Genomic DNA, 23,724 nt, shown 5'->3' with positions numbered 1-23,724 from the left:
GTCGTGGCGCAAAAACTGGGCGAGAGTCATCCCTCTGTTCGATTATCCACCGGAGATCCGGAGGGTGATTTACACCACCAACGCCATCGAGTCGATCAACATGAGTCTGCGCAAGGTCACCAAAAGCAGGGCCTCATTCCCGACCGATGATGCGGTAATGAAGCTCTTTTATCTGGCGCTGAATAACATCAGCAAGAAGTGGACGATGCCAATCAGGGACTGGGCGGGGGCTCTAAACAGGTTCAGCATCCAGTTCGAAGACAGGCTTTTGCAGGATTAACAGCAACCCCGTTTACACAAAATTCAGTACACCCCCCTCAAATCCCGAAACGGCCCACCATCGCGTTTCCCGTCAACTCAGACCCACCCCAACCCCACCAACACCGCTATTTCAAGCAACTCCAGCAACGCCCCGGCTGTATCCCCGGTGCAGCCCCCGAGCCTGCGCAGCATCATCCGCCGCAAGCCAACGAACACCGCGAAAGCAATGGCCAATGCCCAAACACCGGGCCACCCCGCCACCAGCACACAGCCCAACGCACACACCAACAACACCCATCCACCTGCGCGCCGGGGCAAATGATCGGCAAGCGCTTGGCCCAACCCGCCGGCGCGCACGTAAGGTGTGCTGAGAAACAGGCCAAGCAACGCCGCACGCCCCAGCACCGGCACGATGATCAAGACCAACGCTTGCCCCTGCTCGATCAACGCCAGCAGCGCGGCGAACTTGAGCAGCAGCACCAACACCAAGGTGATCACCGCAATGGGTCCGCTGCGCGGATCCTTCATGATCAGCAGCGTGCGTTCGCGGTCACCAAAACCGCCCAGCCAGGCGTCGGCGCTGTCGGCCAGGCCATCGAGGTGCAGGCCGCCGCTGAGCAACACCCAAGCGGTCAGCAACAGCGCGGCGTGCAGCAGCGGCGGCGCGCCTGTCAGCCACGCATTGAGCAGCCACAGCAAGCCGCCGAACAACAGGCCCACCAGCGGGTAGAACAACAGCGAACGGCCCAGTTGCCCGGGCTCGGGCATGCCCGGCAGGCGAACCGGCAGGCTGCTGAGAAATTGCAGGGCGATCCAGAATGGCAGCATCTTCAGCCAACCTCTGACAGCACGGCGTCGGACGACACTTGCAGAGAAAACAACGCGCCGTGGCCGACTTCGACATTGAGCAGTTGCTCCCGAGGCAGACCCCGGGCCTGGGCCAGCAGCAAGCGCATCACGCCGCCATGGCTGACCAGCAAGACCCGCTGGCCGGCATAGGCGCTATGCAGGCGTTCGACCGCCGCCAAAACCCGCTCGGAAAACGCCAGCACTGGCTCGCCATCGGGTGGCGTGAAGCTGTAGGGATCGGCCCAGAACCGCCCCAGTGCTTCAGCGTCAGTCTCCATCAACGCCGCCGCGCTGCGACCTTCCCAAGCGCCGAAATGCAGCTCTTGCAGATCCTTGTCCAAGTGCACCGGCAGGCCGAGTCGGGCGCCGAGTTGTTCGGCGAAACGGGCGCAACGCTGCAACGGCGAACTGACCAGCCGATCCCAGGGCCCGCCTTCTATGACTGCCGCGTGCATCTGCTCCCAGCCCTTGGCGGTCAAGGCGTCGTCGAGGCTGCCGCGCAGTCCGCCGCCCAGCTCGGTTTCGCCGTGACGCAGCAGGTCCAGGCGCAAGGTCATGCCGGGCGATCCGCCACGGCGGCTTCGGCAAACGTCGCCATCTGCCCGTGAAGGTCACAGGCCAGGCGCAACAGTGGCACCGCCAACGCCGCGCCACTGCCCTCGCCCAGGCGCAGGCCGAGGTCCAGCAGCGGTTCGGCGCCGAGGGTTTCCAGCACGTGACGATGGCCCGGTTCGGCGCCGCGATGGCCGAACAGCAACCATGGCCGGCATCCGGGATTGAGGCGCACCGCCACCAGGGCCGCGACGCTGCAGATGAACCCGTCCACCAGTACGGCGACGCCTTGCTGGGCACAGGCCAGGTACGCGCCGGCCAACGCGGCGATTTCAAAACCGCCGAAGTTGAACAGGGTCTGCAACGGGTCGTCGCGTTGGGCTGCGTGCAGCGCCAGGGCCCGTTCGATCACTTGGGCCTTGTGGCTGACACCCGCCGCGTCCAGGCCGGTGCCCGGGCCGACCAGATGCGCCACCGGGCAATCGAGCAAGGCACAGGCCAGGGCGCTGGCTGCCGTGGTGTTGCCGATGCCCATCTCGCCGCCGATGAACAAGTGCGTTCCGGTTGCAACGGCACGCAGCACACTGTCGCGGCCGGCTTGCAGGGCTTGCTCGCCCTGGGCCACGGTCATCGCCGGGCCGTGGACGAAATTCGCCGTGCCGGGGCCGACGCGCAGATGCCGCACGCCGGGCAGGTCCAGCGCAGGCGTCACGGTGCCCAGGTCCACCACTTCCAGCGAAGCGCCCAGTTGCCGCGCCAGGACGCTGATGGCCGCGCCGCCGCTGACGAAGTTGAGCAGCATCTGCCCGGTCACTTCCTGGGGAAAGGCTGAGACGCCCTCCGCCACCACGCCATGGTCGCCGGCAAAAATCGCGATCCAGACGTGATCCAGACTCGGCTTGACCTGCCCTTGCAGCCCCGCCAGTTGCACCGCCACCGACTCCAGCCGCCCGAGGGAGCCAGCCGGTTTGGTCAGTTGTTGCTGACGGGCCGTGGCCTGTTCGAGGGCCTGGGTATCGAGGGGCTTGCACAGGTCCAGCCACCAACGGTGATTCATAACGCAGTACCTTTGAGAGTCAGGGGCAGGCCGGCGACGGTCAGCACGACGCGCTGACACCGTTCGGCCAAGGCTTGATGCAGCCAACCGGCTTCATCGACATAACGGCGAGTCAACTCGCCCAGGGGCACGACACCCATGCCGGTCTCGTTGCTGACAAAAATGATCTCCCCGGGCAGCGCGGCGAGGCAGTCCAGCAGCGCTTCGCGTTCTGCTTTCAGCCGCTCGGGGTCGTCGAGCATCAGCAGGTTGGTCAGCCACAGGGTCAGGCAATCCACCAGCAGGCAGTGGCCGGGGGCGGCGTTTTCTTGCAGCACCCGGGCCAGGGCCAAGGGTTCTTCCACCAGCGCCCACTCGGCCGGGCGACGGGCGCGGTGCTGGGCGACCCGTGCGTTCATCTCGCCGTCCAGGGGTTGGCTGGTGGCGATGTAGGTCACGGGTAATTGAGTGTCCGTGGCGAGTTTTTCCGCCAGGCGACTCTTGCCGGAGCGGGCGCCGCCGAGGATCAGTTGCAGCATGTGTTTTACCTTTCAAATGGCGATGAGGCCATTACAGCCAACCTAAATCCCACAGAGTTCACGCAACAACCCAGTGTCCAAATGCCGCTCCACCAGATCCGCCAACCGCTCGATGTCCCGCTCGCGCAAGCCGTGGTAATCCACCGCCTGCACATCCTGCAACCCAGCCCAGCGCAACAACGCGCTGCTGCTCTGGGAAGATTCGAACAGCCCGTGCAGGTAGGTGCCGAAAATCTGCCCATCGAGACTTTGCGCGCCGTCGCAACGGCCGTCTTCCAAGTACACCGCTGCGTGTTCCAGTGCCGGGCCGGTGGTCACCCCGGCGTGAATCTCATAGCCGCTGACCTCAGCCTCTTCCAAGGCCAATCGCCCGCGGACATTGCGCAGTTGTTTCTCGTGTTCCAGCGTCGTTTCGAAATCCAGCAGGCCCAGGCCGGCACTGGAGCCCGCTGCGCCTTCCAGCCCCAGCGGGTCGTGGACCTGCTGGCCGAGCATCTGCAAGCCGCCGCAGATGCCCAGCAGCTTGCCGCCGTAGCGCAGGTGCCGTTGGAGGGCGCTTTCCCAACCGTTGGCACGCAGGTAGGCCAGGTCACTGCGCACGCTTTTCGAACCGGGCAGGATGATCAGATCGGCCGGTGGGATGGCCTGGCCGGGGCCGATGAATTGCAGGTCGACCTGCGGGTGCAGGCGCAACGGATCGAAATCGGTGTGGTTGCTGATGCGCGGCAGCACCGGCACCACCACCTTGAGCACCTGTTCGGCCTTGTCGGCCTGGCGCTGGTCGAGGCCGTCCTCGGCTTCCAGGTGCAGGTCCATCACGTAGGGCAACACGCCCACCACCGGTTTGCCGGTGCGCGCCTCCAGCCAATCCAGGCCCGGTTGCAACAAGGCGATGTCACCGCGAAAACGGTTGATGACGAAACCCTTGACCCGCGCCTGCTCACTGGGGGAAAGCAACTCCAGCGTACCGACCAGATGGGCGAATACTCCGCCGCGATTGATGTCGGCGATCAGCAGCACCGGGCAGTCCACCGCCTCGGCAAAGCCCATGTTGGCAATGTCGCCAGCACGCAGGTTGATCTCCGCTGGCGAGCCCGCGCCCTCCACCATCACTACCGGATAGGTCGCGCTCAAGCGCGCGTGGGAGGCCAGCACCGCTTGCATCGCGATGGCTTTGTAATCGTGATAGGCCACGGCGTTCATGGTGGTCACGGCGCGACCGTGGATGATCACCTGGGCGCCCGTGTCGCTGTTAGGCTTGAGCAGCACCGGGTTCATGTCGGTATGCGGTTCGAGGCCGGCGGCCTGGGCCTGCACCGCCTGGGCGCGGCCGATTTCGCCGCCGTCAGCGGTCACGGCGCTGTTGAGCGCCATGTTCTGCGGCTTGAACGGCACCACGCTGACACCCTGGCGGCGGACCCAGCGGCACAACGCCGTGACCAAGGTACTTTTGCCGGCATCGGACGTGGTGCCTTGCACCATCACAGTGGTCATCGAATGTCCTTGGTGTAGGCCTCGAAAGCCTGTTCGAGGCGCAGGAATTCGCTGTCGTCGGCTGGCAGTCCGAAGCGCAGGCTGCTGGTGTTGGTAAACAAGCGCAGGAGAATGCCGCGATGGGCCATGAAATCATGAAGCCCCAGGGCGTGTTCGGTGACCAGCCATTGGAACAACCCGCAGCCGCCCTGCGGCTTGAAGCCGTGGCGTTCGAGCATCAGCGCCAGGCGTTGGCTGGTGGCTTCGCAGCGTTGGCGCTGGTAGGCGTGGGCATCAGTGTCCAGCAAGCACGCCTGCCCCAGCACCCGGGTCGGCCCGCTGACCACCCACGGCCCGACCTGTTCGGCGAGCAACTTGAGCAAGCGGCGCTCGGCCAGTACAAACCCCAGGCGAACCCCGGCCAGGCCAAAGAACTTGCCAAACGAGCGCAGCACGATCAACCCGACCAGATGGGTGTGCGCTGCCAGACTCCGCGTCGGCGTGACGTCCATGAAGGCTTCATCCACCACCAGCCAGCCACCGCGCTGGGCCAGGCGCGCATGCCAGTCCAGCAAGCGCTCGGGTGCAAGGCTCCGGCCCGTGGGATTGTTCGGATTGACCACCACCAGCACGTCGAGGCTGTCGAGAAAGAAATCCACCTCCGACTCCAGCACTTCGCGCACGATGTAGCCGCTGCGGCGCCAGGCTTCGGCGTGCTCGGCGTAACACGGCGAGAGCACGCCGACCTTGCCGGCCCGGCGCAGGCGCGGCAACAGCTGGATGGCCATTTGCGAACCGGCCACCGGCAACACATCCAACGCACCGTAGTAGTCGCAGGCGGCCTGTTCCAGGCCGTCATCGGTTTCCGGCAGGCGCGCCCAGGCCCGCAGGGGAATCGCCGGAACTTCGAACGGCCAAGGCGCCAGGCCGCTGGACAAATCCAGCCAGTTAGCCTCGGCGATCCCGTATTGCCGGGCTGCGTTACGCAAGCGCCCACCGTGCTCAAGCATAAAACTCAGCTCCCAGGCAGAGAATCAGCAGCCATAACCATACCCCGCGCTGGACCAATTGCCAGCCGCGATCAATGGAATCCGCGCTCGCCGGCACGCCTTCGCCCAGCGGCGGACGTTGGTGCAGTTCACCGTGATAAACCGCCGCCCCGCCCAACTCCACACCCAGCGCACCGGCACCGGCGGCCATCACCGGCCCGGCATTGGGGCTGTCCCAGGTCGGGCCCTGGCTGCGCCAGCATTTGAGTGCCAGGCGGGTCTTGCCGAGCAGCGCGTAGGTCAACGCCACCAGGCGCGCCGGAATGTAGTTGAGTACATCGTCGATCTTTGCCGCCGCCCAGCCGAAGCGCTCGAAGCGCTCGTTGCGATAGCCCCACATGGCATCGAGGGTATTGCTCAGGCGGTACAACACCACGCCAGGCGCACCGGCCACGGCGAACCAGAACAGCGCGGCGAACACCGCGTCGCTGCCGTTCTCCAGCACCGACTCGGTGGCGGCGCGAGCCACGGCGGTTTCATCCAATTCCCGAGTTTCGCGGCTGACTAGGTAGCCCACCCGCTGGCGCGCGGCGTCCAGATCGCCACTGCGCAGCGCCTGGGCCACCGGCTCGACATGTTCGCCGAGGCTGCGCAGGCCGAGGGCGCAGTACAGCGCAAGGATGTCCACCAGCCAGCCAACCATGGGCGCCCAGGACAGGGCCGTGGCGAGCAAGGTCAAGGGCACCACGGCGATGATCCACGCCGTCACCCCATGGCTGCGCCAACCGCGCCCACCGGAGTTGAAACGTTGTTCGATCCGCGAGGCAAAACCGCCGAACGCCACCAGCGGATGCCAACGCCGGGGCTCGCCCAGCAGCGCATCCAGCGCCACCGCGGCGACCGTGAGCAAGGCCACGCTCATGGGCGCACGCCCCACTGGTTTTCATAGAGCAGTTCATTCAGCGAACGCGGTTGCGCCCAGCCTTCCAGGGCGAGCATCGGCGCCGGGTAAAAAGCCTCGACCGGCCCCAGGCAGAGTATCGCCAACGGCTTGGCGCCCGCTGGCAGGCCCAGCATATCGGCCAAAGCCTGGGGGTCGAACAACGACACCCAGCCCATCCCCAGGCCTTCGGCGCGGGCCGCCAGCCACAGGTTCTGGATCGCACAGGACAGCGAGGCCAGGTCCATTTCCGGCAAGGTCCGGCGACCGAAGATGTGCCGCTCGCGATCCTCCATCAACGCCGCCACCAGCACTTCGGCGCAGTCATTGATGCCTTCGACCTTGAGTTTCATGAACTCATCGCTGCGCTCGCCGAGGGCCTCGGCGGTGCGGATGCGTTCTTCTTCCACCAATTGCTGGATGTTCCCGCGCAAGGCGCGGTCGCTGATGCGGATGAACCGCCACGGCTGCATCAGGCCGACGCTGGGCGCCTGGTGCGCGGCTTCCAGTAGGCGGCGCAGCAAGGCCGGTTCGACCGTGCCGCCGCTGAAGTGGCGCATGTCACGGCGCTCGGCGATGGCGCGGTAGACCGCATCGCGTTCGGCCTGGGAGAAAGCGTTGTCGGTCATGGCCTTTTCGCGGCCTCAAGGTCAGGCGCAAACAGCGCGGCAATCGCCCTCGGATTCGACGGAAAATAAAAATGAACATAGGAAGCCGTCATCCGCCCTTGCCGGAACACCGCTTCTGCCCCACGCCCGCCGTTGGGGCTATGGCCACGGGCAATCGGTTCAAGTTCGGTGCTGGTCAGCGAATGATGATAGGTATGCCCACGCAAGATGCCTTCCGGCAAGTCTACTGATTGCAGCGCCAGGGCCGCCAGGCGCGTTTGCATCTGCGCCTCACCCGCCAGCAAACCCAGCAGCTCGGCGCGCACGCCTTCGACATCGGTCAATGAATCGAGCAGATACAACATGCCGCCACATTCGGCGAGCAACGGCTTACCAGCTGCGTGGTGGGCACGGATCGCCGCCAGCATCGGCGTATTCCGGGCCAACGCAACGTGGTGCAGCTCTGGATAACCGCCGGGCAGATACAGGCTGTCCGCCTCGGGCAATTCGCTGTCATGAATCGGCGAAAAAAAGCTCAACTGCGCGCCCATGGCCCGCAACAGATCCAGGCTCGCGCCATAGGTGAAGGCAAACGCTTCGTCCCGGGCCACGGCGATGCGCACACCGTCGAGCCATGGCTGCGGGTCGATCACCTCAGGCGCGGCGAACTCGACCGCCGGCGGCAGCGCCACTTCGCAACTTCCGGCCAAGGCCTCTGCTGCCGCGTCGAGGCGCAGGTCGAGGTCATTCAACTCGCTGGCCTGGACCAGCCCGAGGTGGCGGCTGGGCAACTCGATGCCGGTTTCCCGGGACAGCGCGCCGTACCAGCGCAGGCCTTCGGTCAGGCTGCCTTCGAGCAACTGCGCGTGGCGCAAGGTGCCAACCCGGTTAGCCAATACGCCAGCGAACGGCAAGTCCGCTTGATAACGCGCCAGGCCCAGGGCCAGGGCGCCGAAGGTCTGGGCCATGGCCGTGCCATCGATCACCGCCAGCACCGGTACACCAAAATGTCGCGCCAGGTCGGCGCTGGACGGGGTGCCGTCGAACAGCCCCATCACCCCTTCGATCAGGATCAGGTCCGCTTCGGCGGCGGCTTCCCACAACAACCGGCGACTTTCCTGCTCGCCGACCATCCACATGTCCAACTGATAGACCGGCGCGCCGCTGGCCCGCTCAAGGATCATCGGGTCGAGAAAGTCCGGACCACACTTGAAGACGCGCACCTTGCGCCCCTGGTTGCGATGCAAACGGGCCAGGGCAGCGGTGACGGTGGTCTTGCCTTGACCCGAAGCCGGAGCGGCGATCAGCACCGCCGGGCAATGGCGACTCGTCATGGACGTGTCACTCACAGCTCGACGCCTTTCTGCGCCTTGATGCCGGCCTGGAACGCGTGCTTGACCATGCCCATCTCGGTGACGGTGTCGGCCAGTTCGATCATTTCCGGCTTGGCGCCACGACCGGTCACCACCACGTGTTGCATCGGCGGGCGGGCCTGGAGGTCGCTGAGCACCTGATCGAGGTCGAGGTAACCGTGCTTGAGGGCGATGTTGAGTTCATCGAGCACCACCAGGCCAACGGAAGGATCGCCGAGCAACTGGCGCGATACCGCCCAGGCCGCTTCGGCGGCGGCGATGTCGCGCTGGCGGTCCTGGGTTTCCCAAGTGAAGCCTTCGCCCATGACATGAAAACGCACCTGCTCCGGGAAGCGGCGGAAAAACAATTCTTCGCCCGTGCTGTTGCGCCCCTTGATGAACTGCACCACGCCGCACTGCATGCCGTGGCCCATGGCCCGGGCGAGCATGCCGAACGCCGAACTGCTCTTGCCCTTGCCGTTGCCGGTCAGCACCAGCAGCAGGCCACACTCGTTCGGCGAATTGGCGATACGCTCGTCGATCACGGCTTTCTTGCGCAGCATGCGCGCCAGGTGGCGTTCGTCGCGATCCGGGGTGTCGGTCATGGGGGAGCTCTCCGTTGGGCTTGGATAACGGCGGGCGGGCACAAAAAAGACGGCAACAAGCCTGGCATCGCCCACCGTGATGCCGTTGGATGAATCAGGCCGGTCTCCGGGCTCATGAGCGGCGTGATGCCGGGCTGCGCGCCTTCCCATGTCCATGGACACAGTGGCCTGTAGGCAACCTTGACTCATTTACCGTTGCGGGGGCAGCGCCGGGTTCGTGTGCACTCACCGGCTTCCCTGTTTCACTCTGTCGGCCACGGCCACAGAGCACCTGAAACAAGCGGCGAAGGTTAGAGGGTTGGGGGTGGAGCGTCAATTAAAGCCGCCACGGGTCCAGCGCTGTTTATTGGCAGAGATCAAAGAAATGACGTCAATCTTGTGTCACGCCGAGGGAAGTGATATCAAAGCGGCATCACGACCCGATATCACAAGAACAAGAGGGCAATGTATGCAAGGCATGATCATCAGCAATCCAAAACTGGAATTCCTGCGTCCGGTGCTGGAACGTTGGTTTGACTGTATCGACCGCTACAACGCCGTGCGCGGCGATAACGACACGCCTTACTGGTTCGATGAACGGGCCAACCTGGGCCTGCTGTCGGCCGCGGCCTGGATGGCCGAGATGGTCACGCTGCAGAATGCCCCGACCCGCAAGCAGAATGAAGAAGGCGAACGCAATGTCAGCGCCGATCTGTTTATCGCCAGTACCGAGGAGCGCGCCTTCATCCAGGCCACCCAACGCTGGCCCAAGGTCAACAACCTGAACCTGACCCAGCCGCTGCAGGAGGCCGCCAGCGATGCCAAGCGCATCAGCTATGCCAGCGACCTGAAGTTGGGTTGCCTGTTCGTCTCGCCGCAAAAAGCCCAGCAGAGCGCCACGCCCGAAGAATTGCAGGACATGATCGACGACCTGCAAAAGGAAAACACCTGCGCCGTGGCCTGGTACTTCCCCTACGCCTACCGCAAGTTGCGCAATGAAGCCGGCTTCTATCACCCCGGCATCGCCGTGCTATTCAAACAGGCCCACGGCTGACCGGTTGAACCATCGCGCGTCTACGCTTCTCTATGAATAACCACATGCATTCATAGGGAAGCCAGCATGCTCAAGCCACCTCATCTCCTGATCGTCGCCCTTGCCGCCGGGCTTGTCGCTTGTGGCGAGTCGTCCACCCTGCAAGTGTCCGACGGCACCGGTCCCGCGCCGAAACTGCCTGAACCGAACAAGACCCTGGTGCCTACCGTCAACATCGCCGAAGCCGTCGGCTGGGCCAGCGGCGCCAAACCCACCCCGGCCCCAGGCCTGCAAGTGGTCGCCTTCGCCGAAGGACTGGACCATCCGCGCTGGCTCTATGTGTTGCCCAACGGCGATGTGCTGGTGGCCGAAACCAACGCCCCACCCAAACCGGACGATTCCAAGGGCATCCGCGGCTGGGTGATGAAAAAGGTCATGGGCCGCGCCGGTGCCGGCGTGCCCAGCCCCAATCGCATCACGCTGCTACGCGACGCCAATCACGACGGCGTTGCCGAAACCCGTACGGTGTTCCTGGAAAACCTCAACTCGCCGTTCGGCATGACCCTGGTGGGCAATGACCTGTACGTGGCCGACACCGACCGGCTGATCCGCTTCCCCTACAAGGACGGTGACACGCAGATCAAGGCACAACCGACCAAAGTCGTCGATTTGCCGGGCGGCACGCTCAATCATCACTGGACCAAAAACGTGATCGCCAGCCGGGACGGCAGCAAGCTGTACGTCACCACTGGCTCGAACAGCAACGTCGCGGAAAACGGCATGGAGGCCGAGGAAGGTCGCGCCGCCATCTGGGAAGTGGACCGAGCCAGCGGCAATCACCGCATATTTGCCTCGGGCCTGCGCAACCCCAACGGCCTGACCTGGGAACCCCGCAGCGGTGCCCTGTGGACGGCCGTGAACGAGCGGGATGAAATCGGCAGCGACCTGGTGCCGGACTACATCACTTCGGTCAAGGACGGCGCGTTCTATGGCTGGCCCTACAGCTATTACGGGCAGCATGTCGATACCCGGGTCGAACCGCAGAACCCGGACCTGGTGGCCAAGGCCATCGCCCCGGACTATGCCGTCGGCCCTCACACCGCATCGCTAGGCCTGACCTTCGCCGAAGGCAGCCGCTTGCCGGCACCGTTCACCGAAGGGGCGTTCATCGGGCAGCACGGTTCCTGGAACCGTAAGCCCCACAGTGGTTATAAAGTGATTTTTGTACCGTTCACTGGCGGCAAACCCGTGGGCCAACCCGTGGATGTGCTCACCGGTTTCCTGAACGCCGACGAAAAAGCCCAGGGCCGGCCGGTGGGCGTGGTGATCGATCAACAGGGCGGGTTGCTGGTGGCTGATGATGTGGGGAACAAGGTTTGGCGGGTGTCGAGTCAATAGTACCGGTCACACCCATATCCTTGTGGCGAGGGGATTTATCCCCGCTGGGCTGCGAAGCAGCCCCAAAAAGCGGTTTGGATGCGATCGGCCTGAAGATTCGGGATTTCAGGCTTTAGGGCTGCTGCGCAGCCCAGCGGGGATAAATCCCCTCGCCACAGATTTGCGCTGGCCTGAACCTTCGCATCAGGGATTGCGCGCCAGATGCTCCGACTGCAGCACCCGCTTGGCGCCCAGGTAAGCCTTCTGCCAATAGGCCTTGGACAAGCTGTCGAGCTTGACCGTGCCACCGGTGGCCGGTGCATGGACGAAACGGCCCTCGCCCACATAGATCCCGGCATGGCTGACCTGGGAGCCGCCGTTGGTGGCGAAGAAAATCAAATCACCTGTCTGCAAGGCCTCCTTGCCCACATCCGGAGCGCGCATGCCGATCATCTCGCGGGTAGAACGCGGTAGGGATATGCCGGCGGCATCGCGGTAGACGTAACCAATCAAGCCGCTGCAATCGAAACCCGAATCCGGCGTATTACCGCCCCAGCGATACGGCGTCCCCACCAAACCCAATGCCCGGAACAGCACATCTTCGGCAGCCGGGGAAAAGGTTTGCGAGGGGGCAAAGACCACTGGAGCCCGCACGGGAGCTGGCGGTGGAGTGCGGCTGGCGCAGGCGCTGAGTAGCGCGGCGAGGAACATGAGAGCGAGGCGGGCCGACGTCGACATATGCAGAACAATCCTGATCTGGATGCGGCTTTTCTGCCGTGGGCATGAAAACAAATCCGCCTGCGGAGTACGCAGGCGGATTGCCATCAATCAATGATCAAGGATTCTAGCGGCTATGCAGCAAACTTCAAGTAAGACTTTAAGTTTGCCTTACAAACTGTGTGCTTACTTGCGGGCAGTGACCACAGTCGGTGCCATGGCAAGGGCGCGCTTGGCTTCGATGAAGGTCTTGCTCCAGTAGCTGTCGCCCAGGCTGTCGATGCGCACGCCACCGCTGCGGCGGCTGCTGGAATGGATGAACTGGTTGTCGCCCAGGTAGATACCGGCGTGGCTGACGCGACCGCGGCGACCGTTGGTGCTGAAGAACAGCAGGTCACCGGGCTCCAGTTGGTTGCGCGCAACCAGTGGGGCATTCACGTTGATCATTTCGCGGGTGGAGCGCGGCAGGTTCATGCCGGCCTCTTCGCGGAACAGATAACCGATGAAACCGCTGCAATCGAAGCCAGCTTCAGAGGTGCCGCCAAAACGGTAGCGGGTACCGATCAACGACATCCCACGTTCCAGGATGCTGTCAGCCAATACTGGAAGCTGGTAAGGCTTGCTGCCGGCGAAAGCTGCGAGCTCTTTGTCGGAGGCCATTTCTTCCTGGAACGCAACGGAGGAAGACTGGGCGGTAACGGAGTTCTTGACCTGTGGTTGTTGCTCTTGCTGGGACACTGGGGAGTGGGCAGCGCAACCAAACAACAGGGTAACGAGTGCGAGAGGCACGAGGGGTGCGAAGCGATTTAGCATGGGCACGACCGTGGCTGAAGTAGTAAAGATGGCGAGACTATGCCTTCTATCAACCTCATTTGCAAATTCAATCGATGCAAATGTGACTTCTCGGTTTTACGTTTACATCTAAGCGCTTAAGCCCATTTTTAACGTCACGTGGCCTGCAGCCCAGCAGGACCGCGGGTTTCGCCGCGCCCAGAGCAGGCGAAGAGCCACTACTTGCAACGGTTCTACCAGCCCAAAGTTTCTTTCAAAAAAGGAATGGTCAGCTTGCGCTGGGCCTGGAGGGAGGCCTGGTCGAGGCGCTCGAGCAGTTCGAACAACGCGCTCATGCTGCGGGTGCCACGGGTGAGGATGAAATGCCCCACTTCGTCGGTCAGGTGCAGGCCACGCCGGGACGCGCGCAGCTGCAAGGCACGAAGTTTGTCTTCGTCGGAAAGCGGACGCATCTGGAAAATCAGCGCCAGGGTAAGACGGGACTTGAGGTCCGCCAGCTTCACCGGCAGCTCCCGTGGCGACGTCGACGCGGCGATCAACAAGCGCCGACCGCTGTCGCGCAACCGATTGAACAGATGAAACAGCGCCTCTTCCCAATCAGCCTTGCCAGCCACGGCCTGGAGATCGTCCAGGCAGACCAGTTCGTATTGCTCAAGGTTGTCGAGGATCTCAACACCGCGGTCAAGCAATTCGGCCAACGGCAGGTACACCGCAGGTTCGCCCAATTGTTCGAACCGCAGGCACGCGGCCTGCAACAGATGCGTGCGCCCTACCCCGTCCTTGCCCCACAGGTAGATCAGGCTTTCGGTCCAGCCGGCGTCGGCTTCGCAAAGCCGCTCGACATAGCCGAGTGCAGCGGCATTGGCGCCTGGGTAGTAATTGATAAAGGTGGCGTCATCACGCAGACGCACACCTAGGGGCAGCTGAATCGGTTTCATGCTGACTGAACAGTTCCAAAGGAACCGTTAGTGGCCTCTGTGTAAAGTTCGCAAAGTTTATACCCGTGACACGGACCGCACAATGCGCCGGACCACGAGCAAAATCAAAGGTTTGCAGCGGCAAGAGAACAGAGCGTCGGTTTCCCTGACGCTCCGCCAACGATTTGCCCTACAAGTCGGGGTCTTCAGCGCCGCTATAAATGTCCGAATCCTTGTACAAATCATGCATATGGCGCACCAGCACCATGATCACCGCTGCCACCGGCAGCGCCAACAGAATCCCGGTGAAGCCGAACAACTCTCCCCCAGCCAGGATCGCGAAGATCACCGCTACCGGATGCAGGCCAATACGATCGCCCACCAGCAGCGGCGTCAGCACCATGCCCTCCAGCGCCTGACCGACCATGAACACCGCGACGATGCCCACCATCGGGTACAGGTCGCCGCCGAACTGGAACAACCCGGCGATCAATGCCGCGCCAATACCAATCACAAACCCCATGTACGGCACGATGGCGGCCAGGCCGGCGATCAGGCCAATCAACAGGCCCAGTTCCAGTCCTACCAGCATCAGCCCTGCGGCATAGATGAAACCCAGGGCCACCATCACCAGCAGTTGCCCGCGCACGAACGCCCCCAGCACTTCGTGGCATTCGAAGGTCAAGGTCATGATGCGTTCTTCACGGTGACGCGGCAGCAGGCTGCGGATCTTGGCCATCATCAAGTCCCAATCCCGCAGCAGATAAAAGGCCACCACCGGAATCAGCACCAGGTTCGCCAGCCAGCCGATCAACGCCAGGCCCGAGGCCGTGGCCTGGCTCAACACCACGCCAACGATGTCGGTGGTCTGGCCCATGTGCTCGCTGATGGCCGCCTTGACCTTGTCGAACTTCCAGAAACCGTCCGCCAACCCCAGCTTCGATTGCACCCACGGCATCGCGCTGTGCTGCAACCAATCGAGCATCTGCGGCGCCAATTCGTACAGGCGCAACAGTTGCTTGGCGAGCATCGGTATCAGCACCAGCAACAACGCGCTCACAATCAAGGTGAACAGTGCAAATACCGCCACCACGCCCCATGTGCGCGACAGGCCGAGTTTTTCCAGGCGATCCACCACCGGATCGAACAGATAGGCCAGCAGCAGCGCAACCAGGAACGGCGTCAGGATCGGATGCAGCAAATAGATAAGGGCGAACAGCAGGGCAACCCCACCCAACCAGAACCAACGCCGCGTATCGCCCATGAACCACTCCTAGCTATATAAAGAAAGAAAACCTACCAGCGGAACCGCAGATTGGCTGCCGGCGCCGGCACAGGTGCTGCAACCGGGGCCGAGCCATCGGCGGCGGGAGGCGCCACTGGCACTGGCGCGACGGCCTCGCCGGACGGAATCTCCTGAAGTTTCGCCAGGGCCAGTTGCGCCTTCAATTGCTCGGCGCTGCCATTGACTCGATAGACGATCCGATCGCCCTCAACCTGCTGCAACTGCCCACCAAATGGTTCGAGCAAACGCCCAAGCGCCGCATACCGCTCAAGGTTCATGCCCTGCACCTCCAGCAACTGTTCAGTCGCCACGCCCGGCTTGGCGACGAAGCGCGGCGCCAGGCGCTGGTTCACCGCCAACATCACCGCGTCAGCCAATGCGGCCGGATCGGCGCCCTGGGCTGTGCCCTGCTCACGCTGATCGCCCAGCCACAGGCGCCAGGCCCCATGCCACTGCCCGCCCTCCTCCTTGGCGTGGACCGCCAGCAAGGCGTCTGTCGCGTAGCGCTCCGAGGCGTCGCGCAAAGGCGCCGGGTCGCTGCCTTCCAGGTTTGGTGCGGTGGCAACAATCTGCTCGCTCAAGTCCGCCAGCGGCAGGTGCAATGCCAGCCCCCGATGCTGGGCGGCACGTCGCAATGGCGTGGCGCTGGCCTGGCCATCGCCCACCAGGCTGGAGCCCTCGGCTGAATCGTTCAGCCACCAACCCAGGATCGACGGGCGATTGGCGCCCCACAACGACAAGCCTGCCGAGCGCAATGCCCGGTCGGTACTCGCCGGGTCGAAGTCCACCTTGAGGCTTTCCGGCGGGCCGGCGTCGTAGCCATATTGAAGAATGATCTGTTGCGGGTCCTTGCGGATCGCCGCCAGGCCAGGATTCTGGGCAGCCTTGGCGTCGCCGGTCAGGCGCAGCACCAACGTGTCCAGCGCACGCAGAGTCGCCTGGTTACGCTCTTCCGGGGTCTGGCTGCTAACCGGTTCGAGCACTTGATACAGGCCATTGACGGTTTCGGCATGGCTCGCCAGGCTGATCAGCGCCAGGCAGCCCATAGACAAGAATTTGAACAAACGCATGGAAGATTCCCGGACATAACGGCTGGAACAGGCCGTGTGAAGAAGATTGAGCATGGCTGTGACCACAACACCCGGCAAAACATTCACACGCCCGATGGAAGTTTCGCATGGTCATCACCATAGCCGGTTACCGCTACACCTTATACAGACGCGCTACGCAGTACCAATATAAGAAATATCGGTTTTTTTCCGTGGATATGTCCCTGCCCGTCGGCGCGAGGATGGCCGCTGCCCCTCAAGCCTGATAAAATCGCGCGCCTTCGCAGACCGGCAATGGCTGGGCTCCCGGAATAATTCGTACAACGGTTATTCGATGGCCCCGGCGTCGGTCGTTACCCAGAAATCCCCCCTAAAGGCCTGGATCATGAGCAAGCAACCCTCCCTGAGCTACAAGGACGCCGGTGTAGACATCGACGCCGGTGAAGCATTGGTCGAACGCATCAAGAGCGTCGCCAAGCGCACTGCGCGTCCGGAAGTCATGGGCGGCCTGGGCGGTTTCGGCGCCCTCTGCGAGATCCCGGCCGGCTACAAGCAACCGGTCCTGGTCTCGGGCACCGACGGTGTCGGCACCAAGCTGCGCCTGGCCCTGAACCTGAACAAGCACGACAGCATCGGCATCGACCTGGTGGCCATGTGCGTGAACGACCTGGTGGTCTGCGGCGCCGAGCCGCTGTTCTTCCTCGACTACTACGCCACCGGCAAACTGAACGTCGATACCGCCGCTCAGGTGGTGACCGGCATCGGTGCCGGCTGTGAACTGTCCGGCTGCTCCCTGGTCGGTGGCGAAACCGCTGAAATGCCTGGCATGTACGAAGGCGAAGACTACGACCTGGCCGGCTTCTGCGTCGGCGTGGTAGAGAAAGCCGAGATCATCGACGGCTCGAAAGTCGCCGCTGGCGATGCCCTGCTCGCCCTGCCGTCCTCCGGCCCGCACTCCAACGGCTACTCGCTGATCCGCAAGATCATCGAAGTCTCCGGTGCCGACATCGAAAACACCCAGCTCGACGGCAAGCCACTGGCCGACCTGCTGATGGCCCCGACTCGCATCTACGTCAAGCCACTGCTCAAGTTGATCAAGGACACCGGCGCCGTCAAGGCCATGGCCCACATCACCGGTGGTGGCTTGCTGGACAACATCCCGCGCGTGTTGCCAAAAGGCGCCCAGGCCGTGGTCGACGTGGCGAGCTGGACCCGCCCGGCGGTGTTCGACTGGCTGCAAGAGAAAGGCAATGTCGATGAAACCGAAATGCACCGCGTGCTGAACTGCGGCGTGGGCATGGTCATCTGCGTGGCCCAGGAGCACGTCGAGACAGCCCTGAACGTATTGCGTGAAGCTGGCGAGCAGCCTTGGGTCATCGGCCAGATCGCTACCGCGGCCGAAGGCGCTGCACAGGTCGAGCTGAAAAACCTTAAGGCGCATTGATGTCCGCAACCTGTGACGTGGTGGTGCTGCTGTCCGGCACCGGCAGTAATTTGCAGGCCCTGATCGACAGCACCCGGACCGGCGACAGCCCGGTCCGTATCCGCGCGGTAATCTCCAACCGCGCCGATGCCTATGGCCTGCAACGCGCCAAGGACGCGGGGATCGACACCCGCATCCTGGATCACAAGGCGTTCGAGGGCCGCGAAGCCTTCGACGCCGCGTTGATCGAACAGATCGACACCTTCAATCCGCAACTGGTGGTCCTCGCTGGCTTCATGCGCATCCTCAGCGCCGGCTTCGTGCGTCACTACCAGGGCCGCCTATTCAATATCCATCCTTCGCTGCTACCCAAATACAAAGGGTTACACACTCACCAGCGGGCGCTGGAGGCCGGAGACACGGAGCATGGCTGCTCGGTGCACTTTGTCACCGAGGAACTCGATGGCGGACCACTGGTCGTACAGGCAGTAATACCGGTAGAGTTGCACGACACGCCGCACAGCCTGGCGCAACGGGTTCACGCCCGCGAGCACCAGATCTACCCGATGGCCGTGCGTTGGTTTGCCGAAGGAAGGCTGACCCTCGACGATCGCGGAGCCTCACTGGACGGCCAGTTGCTCGCCGCCAGCGGCCATTTGATTCGATACTAGGAGATTTTATGCGTCGCGCCCTGCTCTTCGCTTGCGCTCTGCTTGCCCTGCCCCTGGCACAGGCTGCGGAACTACAACCGTTCTCCGCCAGCTATACCGCCGATTGGAAACAATTGCCCATGAGCGGCACCGCCGAGCGCAGCCTGACCAAGGAAGCCAACGGCACCTGGAAGCTGAGCTTCAAGGCTTCGATGATGATCGCCAGCCTGACCGAAGAAAGCACCCTGACCCTGGACAAGGACACGCTGCTGCCACAGTCCTACCACTTCGAACGCGGTGGCCTGGGCAAAGCCAAGAAGGCCGACCTGGACTTCGATTGGAACACCAAGATGGTCACCGGCACCGATCGCGGCGACGCGGTCAAGCTACCGCTCAACCGTGGCATGGTCGATAAATCCACCTATCAACTGGCCCTGCAGCACGACGTGGCGGCCGGCAAGAAAAGCATGAGCTATCAGGTCGTCGATGATGGCGAGGTCGATACTTATGACTTCCGCGTGCTGGGCTCGGAAAAAGTCGACACCAAGGCCGGCCAGATCGACGCGATCAAGGTCGAGCGCGTGCGCGACCCGACGCAAAGCAAGCGCATCACCGTGCTCTGGTTCGCCAAGGACTGGGACTACCTGCTGGTGCGCCTGCAACAGGTCGAGACCGACGGCAAGGAGTACAACATCATGCTCCTGGACGGTACGGTCAACGGCAAGGCTGTGAAAGGCAGCTGATCGAGGCGAACACCGAGAAGCCCCGCAAATGCGGGGCTTTTTAATACCCGGATTTCAAGCCCACCACATACCCTCTGTGGGAGCGAGCTTGCTCGCGATAGCGGTGTGTCAGTCAGCATTTTTATCGCGGATAAACCGCCATCGCGAGCAAGCTCGCTCCCACAAGGTTTGTGTTCATGGAGGATTACCACTGCAACATGAAATCTTCTTCATGAAAAACACCTGCGACCGAATGCCGCGCACCACCTGGCCTGCAGGATTATTGCGCTTTCCGTGAAAACTTCTTAACGAACCGGGGCATTTACTTAGCACGCTATCCAAATCTATAACAAAGTCCTGCACACGCCTTGCTGCAGATAACAGAGATTGGAGCTTGCAAGATGACTGTGAAAGTAACTGAACGCGACGACGCCCACATGTCCCACGAAGGCATTGCCGCCGGTATCCGGATCTGGGATGTGCATCAACAGGATTTGCTGGTGGGGATGTTCCATTCGGAGACGGACGCCCATAGCTACAAGGCTGAGCTGGAGCGCGAGGAACGGCTGCGCTCGCGAGAAATGGCGGAATCCTGAACGACACGGGGACCCTGTGGCGAGGGAGCTTGCTCCCGCTGGGCTGCGTAGCAGCCCTTTCTTGTGAGCGCTTCGCACTCAAGCGGGAGCAAGCGCCCTCGCCACGGGTCGTTTTTTCAGGTTGCCGGCTTTACCACATCAAATCATCCGGAATCTGATACGCCGCGTACGGATCATCGGCATCCACTTCTTCGGTCTGGGTGTTGAGCTGGACGATGCGCTTGGGATCGCGTTCCTGGATCTTCAGGGCCGCCTCGCGCGGGATCACTTCGTAGCTGCCGGCATGGTGGACGATCGCCAGCGAGCCACTGCTCAGCTTGTTGCGCATCAGGGTGTTGACCGAGATGCGCTTGACCTTCTTGTCGTCGACGAAGTTGTAGTAATCCTCGGTGGTCAGCTTCGGCAGGCGCGAGACTTCGATCAATTGCTTGATCTGCGCGGCCCGGGCCTTCTGCTCGGCCTTTTCCTGCTGCTGCCGGTTGAGTTCCTGGTCGCGCTTGACCTTCTCGGCCATGGCCTCCTGGGCGGCACGCTGCTGGGAATCATCCAGTTCGATCTGGCCTTTGTGGGCCAGGCGTTGCTGCTTCTGTTTCTCTTTGCCGACCTGCTTGGCCTGCTTTTGGTTGACCAGCCCTGCTTTGAGCAACTGGTCGCGAAGGGAAAGGCTCATGGTGCTTACTCACTTAGGCAACGGCCTCAGCCACAGCTGGGCAAATTCTTTTCCTGACGTTTGGCTTCGCCCCATAAGGCGTCCAACTCTTCGAGGGTGCAATCTTCCATGGGACGGTGGGTGTCGCGCAATGCCTGTTCGATAAATCGGAACCGCCGCTCGAACTTTCCATTGGCGCCACGCAGGGCGATTTCCGGGTCGACCTTGAGGTGGCGAGCCAGGTTCACCACGCTGAACAGCAGGTCGCCGATCTCGTCGCTGATAGCCACCGGATCGTTGTCGGCCATGGCTTCAAGCACTTCGTCCAGCTCCTCCCGGACTTTGTCGAGCACCGGCAACGGGCCTGGCCAGTCGAAACCGACCTGCGCCGCGCGCTTTTGCAACTTCGCCGAACGGGACAACGCCGGCAGCGCCCCCGGCACATCGTCGAGCAACGACAACTGTTCGGGCGCCGCTGCTTTCTCGGCCCTCTCCTCTGCCTTGATCTCTTCCCAGCGCTGCTTGACCTGCTCTTCACTCAGGCGCGGGATGTCCACTGGCGCGTAAAGGTCCCCGGTAGGAAACACATGGGGATGGCGGCGGATCAGCTTGCGGGTGATGCTGTCGACCACGCCGGCAAATTCGAAGCGGTTCTCTTCCCGAGCCAGTTGGCTGTAATACACCACTTGGAACAACAGATCGCCCAGCTCGCCCTGCAAATGATCGAAGTCGCCGCGCTCGATTGCATCGGCCACTTCGTAGGCTTCTTCCAGGGTATGGGGGACGATGGTCGCGTAGGTTTGCTGGATGTCCCACGGGCAGCCGTACTGCGGGTCCCGCAGGCGGTTCATCAGGTGGAGCAGGTCTTCGAGGCTATACATCAATCCATCTCATCACAAAATAACCCTGTGGGAGCGAGCTTGCTCGCGATTGCGGGACATCAATCAACATTTCTGTCACTGATAGACCGCTATCGCGAGCAAGCTTGCTCCCACATGTTTGGACTGCGCTTAACCCGGCGTCCGGTTACGCCGAGTCTCGATGATGTTCGGCAACTGGGAAATCCGCCCCAGCAACCGCCCCAGCGCATCCAGCCCCGGGATTTCGATGGTCAGCGACATCAGCGCGGTGTTGTCTTCCTTGTTCGAACGGGTGTTGACCGCCAGCACGTTGATCCGCTCGTTCAGCAACACCTGGGACACGTCGCGCAGCAGGCCGGAGCGGTCGTAGGCGCGGATGACGATGTCCACCGGGTAGGTGAGCACCGGCACCGGCCCCCAACTGACCTGGATGATCCGCTCCGGTTCGCGTCCGGCCAGTTGCAGCACCGAGGCGCAGTCCTGGCGGTGAATGCTCACGCCACGGCCCTGGGTGATGTAGCCGACGATCGCATCCCCCGGCAACGGCTGGCAGCAGCCGGCCATCTGGGTCATCAGGTTGCCCACGCCCTGGATCTGGATATCGCCGCGCTTGCCGGGCTTGTAGCCAGTGGCCTTGCGCGGGATCAGTTCCAGCTGTTCGTTGCCGCGTTCCGGCTCCACCAGTTGCTGGGCCAGGTTGACCAGTTGCGCCAAGCGCAGATCGCCGGCGCCGAGGGCGGCGAACATGTCCTCGGCGGTCTTCATGTTGGCCCGTTCGGCCAGCTTGTCGAAGTCCACCTGCGGCAGGCCCAGGCGACTAAGCTCGCGCTCGATCAAGGTCTTGCCAGCGGCGACGTTCTGGTCGCGGGCCTGCAACTTGAACCAGTGGACGATTTTCGCCCGCGCCCGCGACGTGGTGATGTAGCCCAGGTTCGGGTTCAACCAGTCGCGGCTCGGCGTACCGTGCTTGCTGGTGATGATCTCGACCTGTTCACCGGTCTGCAGGCTGTAGTTGAGCGGCACGATCCGCCCGTTGATCTTGGCGCCACGGCAGTTGTGGCCGATCTCGGTGTGGACCCGGTAGGCGAAGTCCAGCGGCGTCGCGCCCTTGGGCAGGTCGATGGCGTGGCCGTCGGGGGTGAAGATATAGACCCGGTCCGGCTCGATATCGACCCGCAGCTGTTCGGCCAGGCCGCCGATGTCACCCAGTTCCTCATGCCACTCGAGCACCTGACGCAGCCAGGAGATTTTCTCTTCGTAGTGATTAGACCCGGACTTGACGTCAGTGCCCTTGTATTTCCAGTGGGCGCAGACGCCCAGCTCGGCCTCCTCGTGCATCGCATGGGTGCGAATCTGCACTTCCAGTACCTTGCCCTCGGGGCCGATCACTGCGGTGTGCAACGAGCGATAGCCGTTTTCCTTGGGGTTGGCGATGTAGTCGTCGAACTCCTTCGGAATGTGCCGCCACAAGGTGTGGACGATCCCCAGCGCGGTGTAGCAGTCGCGCATTTCCGGGACCAGGACGCGAACGGCGCGAACGTCGTAGATCTGGCTGAATTCCAGGCCCTTGCGCTGCATTTTTCGCCAGATCGAATAGATGTGCTTGGCCCGACCACTGATGTCCGCTTCGACGCCGGTGGCCTGCAACTCTTCGCGCAACTGGGTCATCACATCGGTGATAAAACGCTCGCGATCCAGGCGCCGCTCATGCAACAGCTTGGCGATCTGTTTGTATTGATCCGGCTCCAGGTAGCGGAAGGACAGGTCCTCCAGCTCCCACTTGATGTGACCGATACCGAGACGATGGGCCAGGGGGGCATAGATGTCGAACACCTCCCGGGCGACGCGATTGCGTTTTTCGTCATCGGCGGACTTCACGGCGCGGATGGCGCAGGTACGTTCGGCCAGCTTGATCAGCGCGACGCGCACGTCGTCAACCATCGCCACCAGCATCTTGCGCAGGTTTTCCACCTGGCCCTGGGTGCCCAGCACCATGGACTGGCGCGGGCTGAGGCTGGCGCTGATAGCGGCCATGCGCAGCACGCCGTCGATCAGCTTGGCGACCACGGTGCCGAAGCGCTGGCTGACCACCGGTAGCTGGATCTGCCCTTCGCGCACGCCGCGGTACAACACCGCCGCCACCAGGGAGTCCTGGTCGAGCTTGAGATCAGCGAGAATTTCGGCGATCTCCAGGCCCGTCTGGAAACTCGAGGTGCCTTCGGACCACAGGTTCTTCGCTGCGTTATGTTGCTGCTCCGCCTCACGAGCGAACTCGCAGGCGGCCTTCAAGGCTTCGCGATCCAGAGCCATGTCGACGCTGACCGCATGATCGAGCCAAGCCTCGAGATTGATACTGCCGTCGGTGTTGATCGGCTGGTGTGCTCTCACCTGTACCATCTTTACTTACCTTCCCTACGACGCAGATTCAATGCGTCAACTTCGCTGACCTTCGCTGCCCGTGTTTCCGCCCA

General features: G+C 62.8%; 25 protein-coding genes and 1 riboswitch. Of the genes, 7 read left to right on the top strand and 18 right to left on the bottom strand.

Annotation, left to right across the window (positions count from 1 at the left end; all coding sequences use genetic code 11):
• A partial coding sequence (locus BT116_RS19785; protein ID WP_139271897.1) for a transposase occupies positions 1-280 on the top strand: 280 nt, incomplete at its 5' end.
• Positions 281-357: 77 nt separating this feature from the next.
• On the opposite strand, the gene BT116_RS19780 is transcribed toward BT116_RS19785, so the two are convergent.
• The 10 genes from BT116_RS19780 to cobO are packed head-to-tail and all read right to left on the bottom strand — an operon-like array spanning position 358 to position 9,204.
• Positions 358-1,089 carry an adenosylcobinamide-GDP ribazoletransferase gene (locus BT116_RS19780; RefSeq protein WP_072346520.1) on the bottom strand — a complete coding sequence of 244 codons (732 nt, stop codon included), beginning with the start codon at positions 1,087-1,089 and terminating at the stop codon, positions 358-360.
• A 2-nt stretch (positions 1,090-1,091) separates the two neighbouring features.
• A complete protein-coding gene (gene cobC, locus BT116_RS19775; RefSeq protein WP_072346518.1) occupies positions 1,092-1,667 on the bottom strand; it encodes an alpha-ribazole phosphatase family protein in 576 nt (191 codons plus the stop codon).
• Entirely contained in the window at positions 1,664-2,719 is a 1,056-nt protein-coding gene (cobT, locus tag BT116_RS19770) for a nicotinate-nucleotide--dimethylbenzimidazole phosphoribosyltransferase (RefSeq protein WP_072346516.1), read from the bottom strand. Before cobT ends, cobC begins: the two co-directional genes overlap by 4 nt.
• Entirely contained in the window at positions 2,716-3,237 is a 522-nt protein-coding gene (gene cobU, locus BT116_RS19765) for a bifunctional adenosylcobinamide kinase/adenosylcobinamide-phosphate guanylyltransferase (RefSeq protein WP_072346514.1), read from the bottom strand. Before cobU ends, cobT begins: the two co-directional genes overlap by 4 nt.
• A gap of 42 nt (positions 3,238-3,279) precedes the next feature.
• On the bottom strand, positions 3,280-4,731 hold the full coding sequence (locus tag BT116_RS19760; RefSeq protein ID WP_072346512.1) for a cobyric acid synthase: 1,452 nt from the start codon (positions 4,729-4,731) through the stop codon (positions 3,280-3,282).
• The gene (cobD, locus tag BT116_RS19755) at positions 4,728-5,720 is read right to left on the bottom strand and encodes a threonine-phosphate decarboxylase CobD (RefSeq protein ID WP_072346511.1); all 993 of its coding nucleotides are present in this window, start codon (positions 5,718-5,720) and stop codon (positions 4,728-4,730) included. Before cobD ends, BT116_RS19760 begins: the two co-directional genes overlap by 4 nt.
• Positions 5,713-6,621: an adenosylcobinamide-phosphate synthase CbiB gene (cbiB, locus tag BT116_RS19750; protein WP_072346509.1), complete on the bottom strand. Its 909-nt coding sequence runs from the start codon at positions 6,619-6,621 to the stop codon at positions 5,713-5,715. Before cbiB ends, cobD begins: the two co-directional genes overlap by 8 nt.
• Positions 6,618-7,268 (bottom strand): 5,6-dimethylbenzimidazole synthase, encoded by a 651-nt coding sequence (bluB, locus tag BT116_RS19745; RefSeq protein WP_072346507.1) that lies wholly within the window; start codon positions 7,266-7,268, stop codon positions 6,618-6,620. The genes cbiB and bluB overlap by 4 nt, the downstream gene beginning before the upstream one ends.
• Positions 7,265-8,581, bottom strand: a complete 1,317-nt coding sequence (locus BT116_RS19740) for a cobyrinic acid a,c-diamide synthase CobB (protein ID WP_072346522.1) — start codon at positions 8,579-8,581, stop codon at positions 7,265-7,267. Before BT116_RS19740 ends, bluB begins: the two co-directional genes overlap by 4 nt.
• 11 nt (positions 8,582-8,592) lie before the next feature.
• Positions 8,593-9,204 carry a cob(I)yrinic acid a,c-diamide adenosyltransferase gene (gene cobO / locus BT116_RS19735; protein ID WP_072346504.1) on the bottom strand — a complete coding sequence of 204 codons (612 nt, stop codon included), beginning with the start codon at positions 9,202-9,204 and terminating at the stop codon, positions 8,593-8,595.
• 79 nt (positions 9,205-9,283) lie between these two features.
• A riboswitch (cobalamin riboswitch) is annotated at positions 9,284-9,494 on the bottom strand.
• Positions 9,495-9,652: 158 nt separating this feature from the next.
• On the opposite strand from cobO, the gene BT116_RS19730 reads away from it, so the two are divergent.
• Together BT116_RS19730 and BT116_RS19725 are read left to right on the top strand one after the other, a co-directional pair.
• A complete protein-coding gene (locus BT116_RS19730; protein WP_072346502.1) occupies positions 9,653-10,237 on the top strand; it encodes a hypothetical protein in 585 nt (194 codons plus the stop codon).
• Between the two features lie 66 nt (positions 10,238-10,303).
• Positions 10,304-11,614 (top strand): PQQ-dependent sugar dehydrogenase, encoded by a 1,311-nt coding sequence (locus BT116_RS19725; protein WP_072346500.1) that lies wholly within the window; start codon positions 10,304-10,306, stop codon positions 11,612-11,614.
• A 183-nt stretch (positions 11,615-11,797) separates the two neighbouring features.
• On the opposite strand, the gene BT116_RS19720 is transcribed toward BT116_RS19725, so the two are convergent.
• The 5 genes from BT116_RS19720 to BT116_RS19700 form a co-directional block, all read right to left on the bottom strand.
• A complete protein-coding gene (locus tag BT116_RS19720) occupies positions 11,798-12,331 on the bottom strand; it encodes a C40 family peptidase (RefSeq protein WP_063324756.1) in 534 nt (177 codons plus the stop codon).
• 165 nt (positions 12,332-12,496) lie between these two features.
• Positions 12,497-13,123, bottom strand: a complete 627-nt coding sequence (locus BT116_RS19715; protein ID WP_003204649.1) for a C40 family peptidase — start codon at positions 13,121-13,123, stop codon at positions 12,497-12,499.
• Between the two features lie 212 nt (positions 13,124-13,335).
• Positions 13,336-14,040 carry a DnaA regulatory inactivator Hda gene (gene hda / locus BT116_RS19710; protein ID WP_003178999.1) on the bottom strand — a complete coding sequence of 235 codons (705 nt, stop codon included), beginning with the start codon at positions 14,038-14,040 and terminating at the stop codon, positions 13,336-13,338.
• A gap of 169 nt (positions 14,041-14,209) precedes the next feature.
• Entirely contained in the window at positions 14,210-15,283 is a 1,074-nt protein-coding gene (locus BT116_RS19705) for an AI-2E family transporter (RefSeq protein ID WP_072346498.1), read from the bottom strand.
• 32 nt (positions 15,284-15,315) lie between these two features.
• The gene (locus BT116_RS19700) at positions 15,316-16,374 is read right to left on the bottom strand and encodes a DUF2066 domain-containing protein (protein ID WP_072346496.1); all 1,059 of its coding nucleotides are present in this window, start codon (positions 16,372-16,374) and stop codon (positions 15,316-15,318) included.
• Between the two features lie 364 nt (positions 16,375-16,738).
• Here BT116_RS19700 and purM point away from each other — a divergent pair, with 364 nt between their 5' ends.
• The 4 genes from purM to BT116_RS19680 all read left to right on the top strand — a co-directional run bounded on the left by purM (position 16,739) and on the right by BT116_RS19680 (position 19,744).
• Positions 16,739-17,797: a phosphoribosylformylglycinamidine cyclo-ligase gene (purM, locus tag BT116_RS19695; protein WP_003204658.1), complete on the top strand. Its 1,059-nt coding sequence runs from the start codon at positions 16,739-16,741 to the stop codon at positions 17,795-17,797.
• Positions 17,797-18,447 carry a phosphoribosylglycinamide formyltransferase gene (gene purN, locus BT116_RS19690; RefSeq protein WP_072346494.1) on the top strand — a complete coding sequence of 217 codons (651 nt, stop codon included), beginning with the start codon at positions 17,797-17,799 and terminating at the stop codon, positions 18,445-18,447. Before purM ends, purN begins: the two co-directional genes overlap by 1 nt.
• Before the next feature lie 8 nt (positions 18,448-18,455).
• A complete protein-coding gene (locus tag BT116_RS19685; protein ID WP_014339751.1) occupies positions 18,456-19,169 on the top strand; it encodes a DUF3108 domain-containing protein in 714 nt (237 codons plus the stop codon).
• Positions 19,170-19,549: 380 nt separating this feature from the next.
• Positions 19,550-19,744: a hypothetical protein gene (locus BT116_RS19680; protein ID WP_025215049.1), complete on the top strand. Its 195-nt coding sequence runs from the start codon at positions 19,550-19,552 to the stop codon at positions 19,742-19,744.
• Positions 19,745-19,874: 130 nt separating this feature from the next.
• Here the strand turns inward: BT116_RS19680 and BT116_RS19675 are convergent, their stop codons facing one another.
• The 3 genes from BT116_RS19675 to relA all read right to left on the bottom strand — a co-directional run bounded on the left by BT116_RS19675 (position 19,875) and on the right by relA (position 23,650).
• Positions 19,875-20,414, bottom strand: coding sequence for a DUF2058 domain-containing protein (locus BT116_RS19675; RefSeq protein ID WP_072346492.1), 540 nt, complete (start codon positions 20,412-20,414; stop codon positions 19,875-19,877).
• Positions 20,415-20,440: 26 nt separating this feature from the next.
• Positions 20,441-21,274 carry a nucleoside triphosphate pyrophosphohydrolase gene (gene mazG / locus BT116_RS19670; RefSeq protein WP_072346490.1) on the bottom strand — a complete coding sequence of 278 codons (834 nt, stop codon included), beginning with the start codon at positions 21,272-21,274 and terminating at the stop codon, positions 20,441-20,443.
• A 129-nt stretch (positions 21,275-21,403) separates the two neighbouring features.
• On the bottom strand, positions 21,404-23,650 hold the full coding sequence (relA, locus tag BT116_RS19665) for a GTP diphosphokinase (protein WP_072346488.1): 2,247 nt from the start codon (positions 23,648-23,650) through the stop codon (positions 21,404-21,406).
• Between the last annotated feature and the right edge of the window lie 74 nt (positions 23,651-23,724).

The sequence above is a fragment of the Pseudomonas sp. NFACC16-2 genome (genome assembly GCF_900119205.1).
Lineage (GTDB): Bacteria > Pseudomonadota > Gammaproteobacteria > Pseudomonadales > Pseudomonadaceae > Aquipseudomonas > Aquipseudomonas fluorescens_Q.
This window is presented reverse-complemented; position numbering and strand designations above follow the sequence as displayed.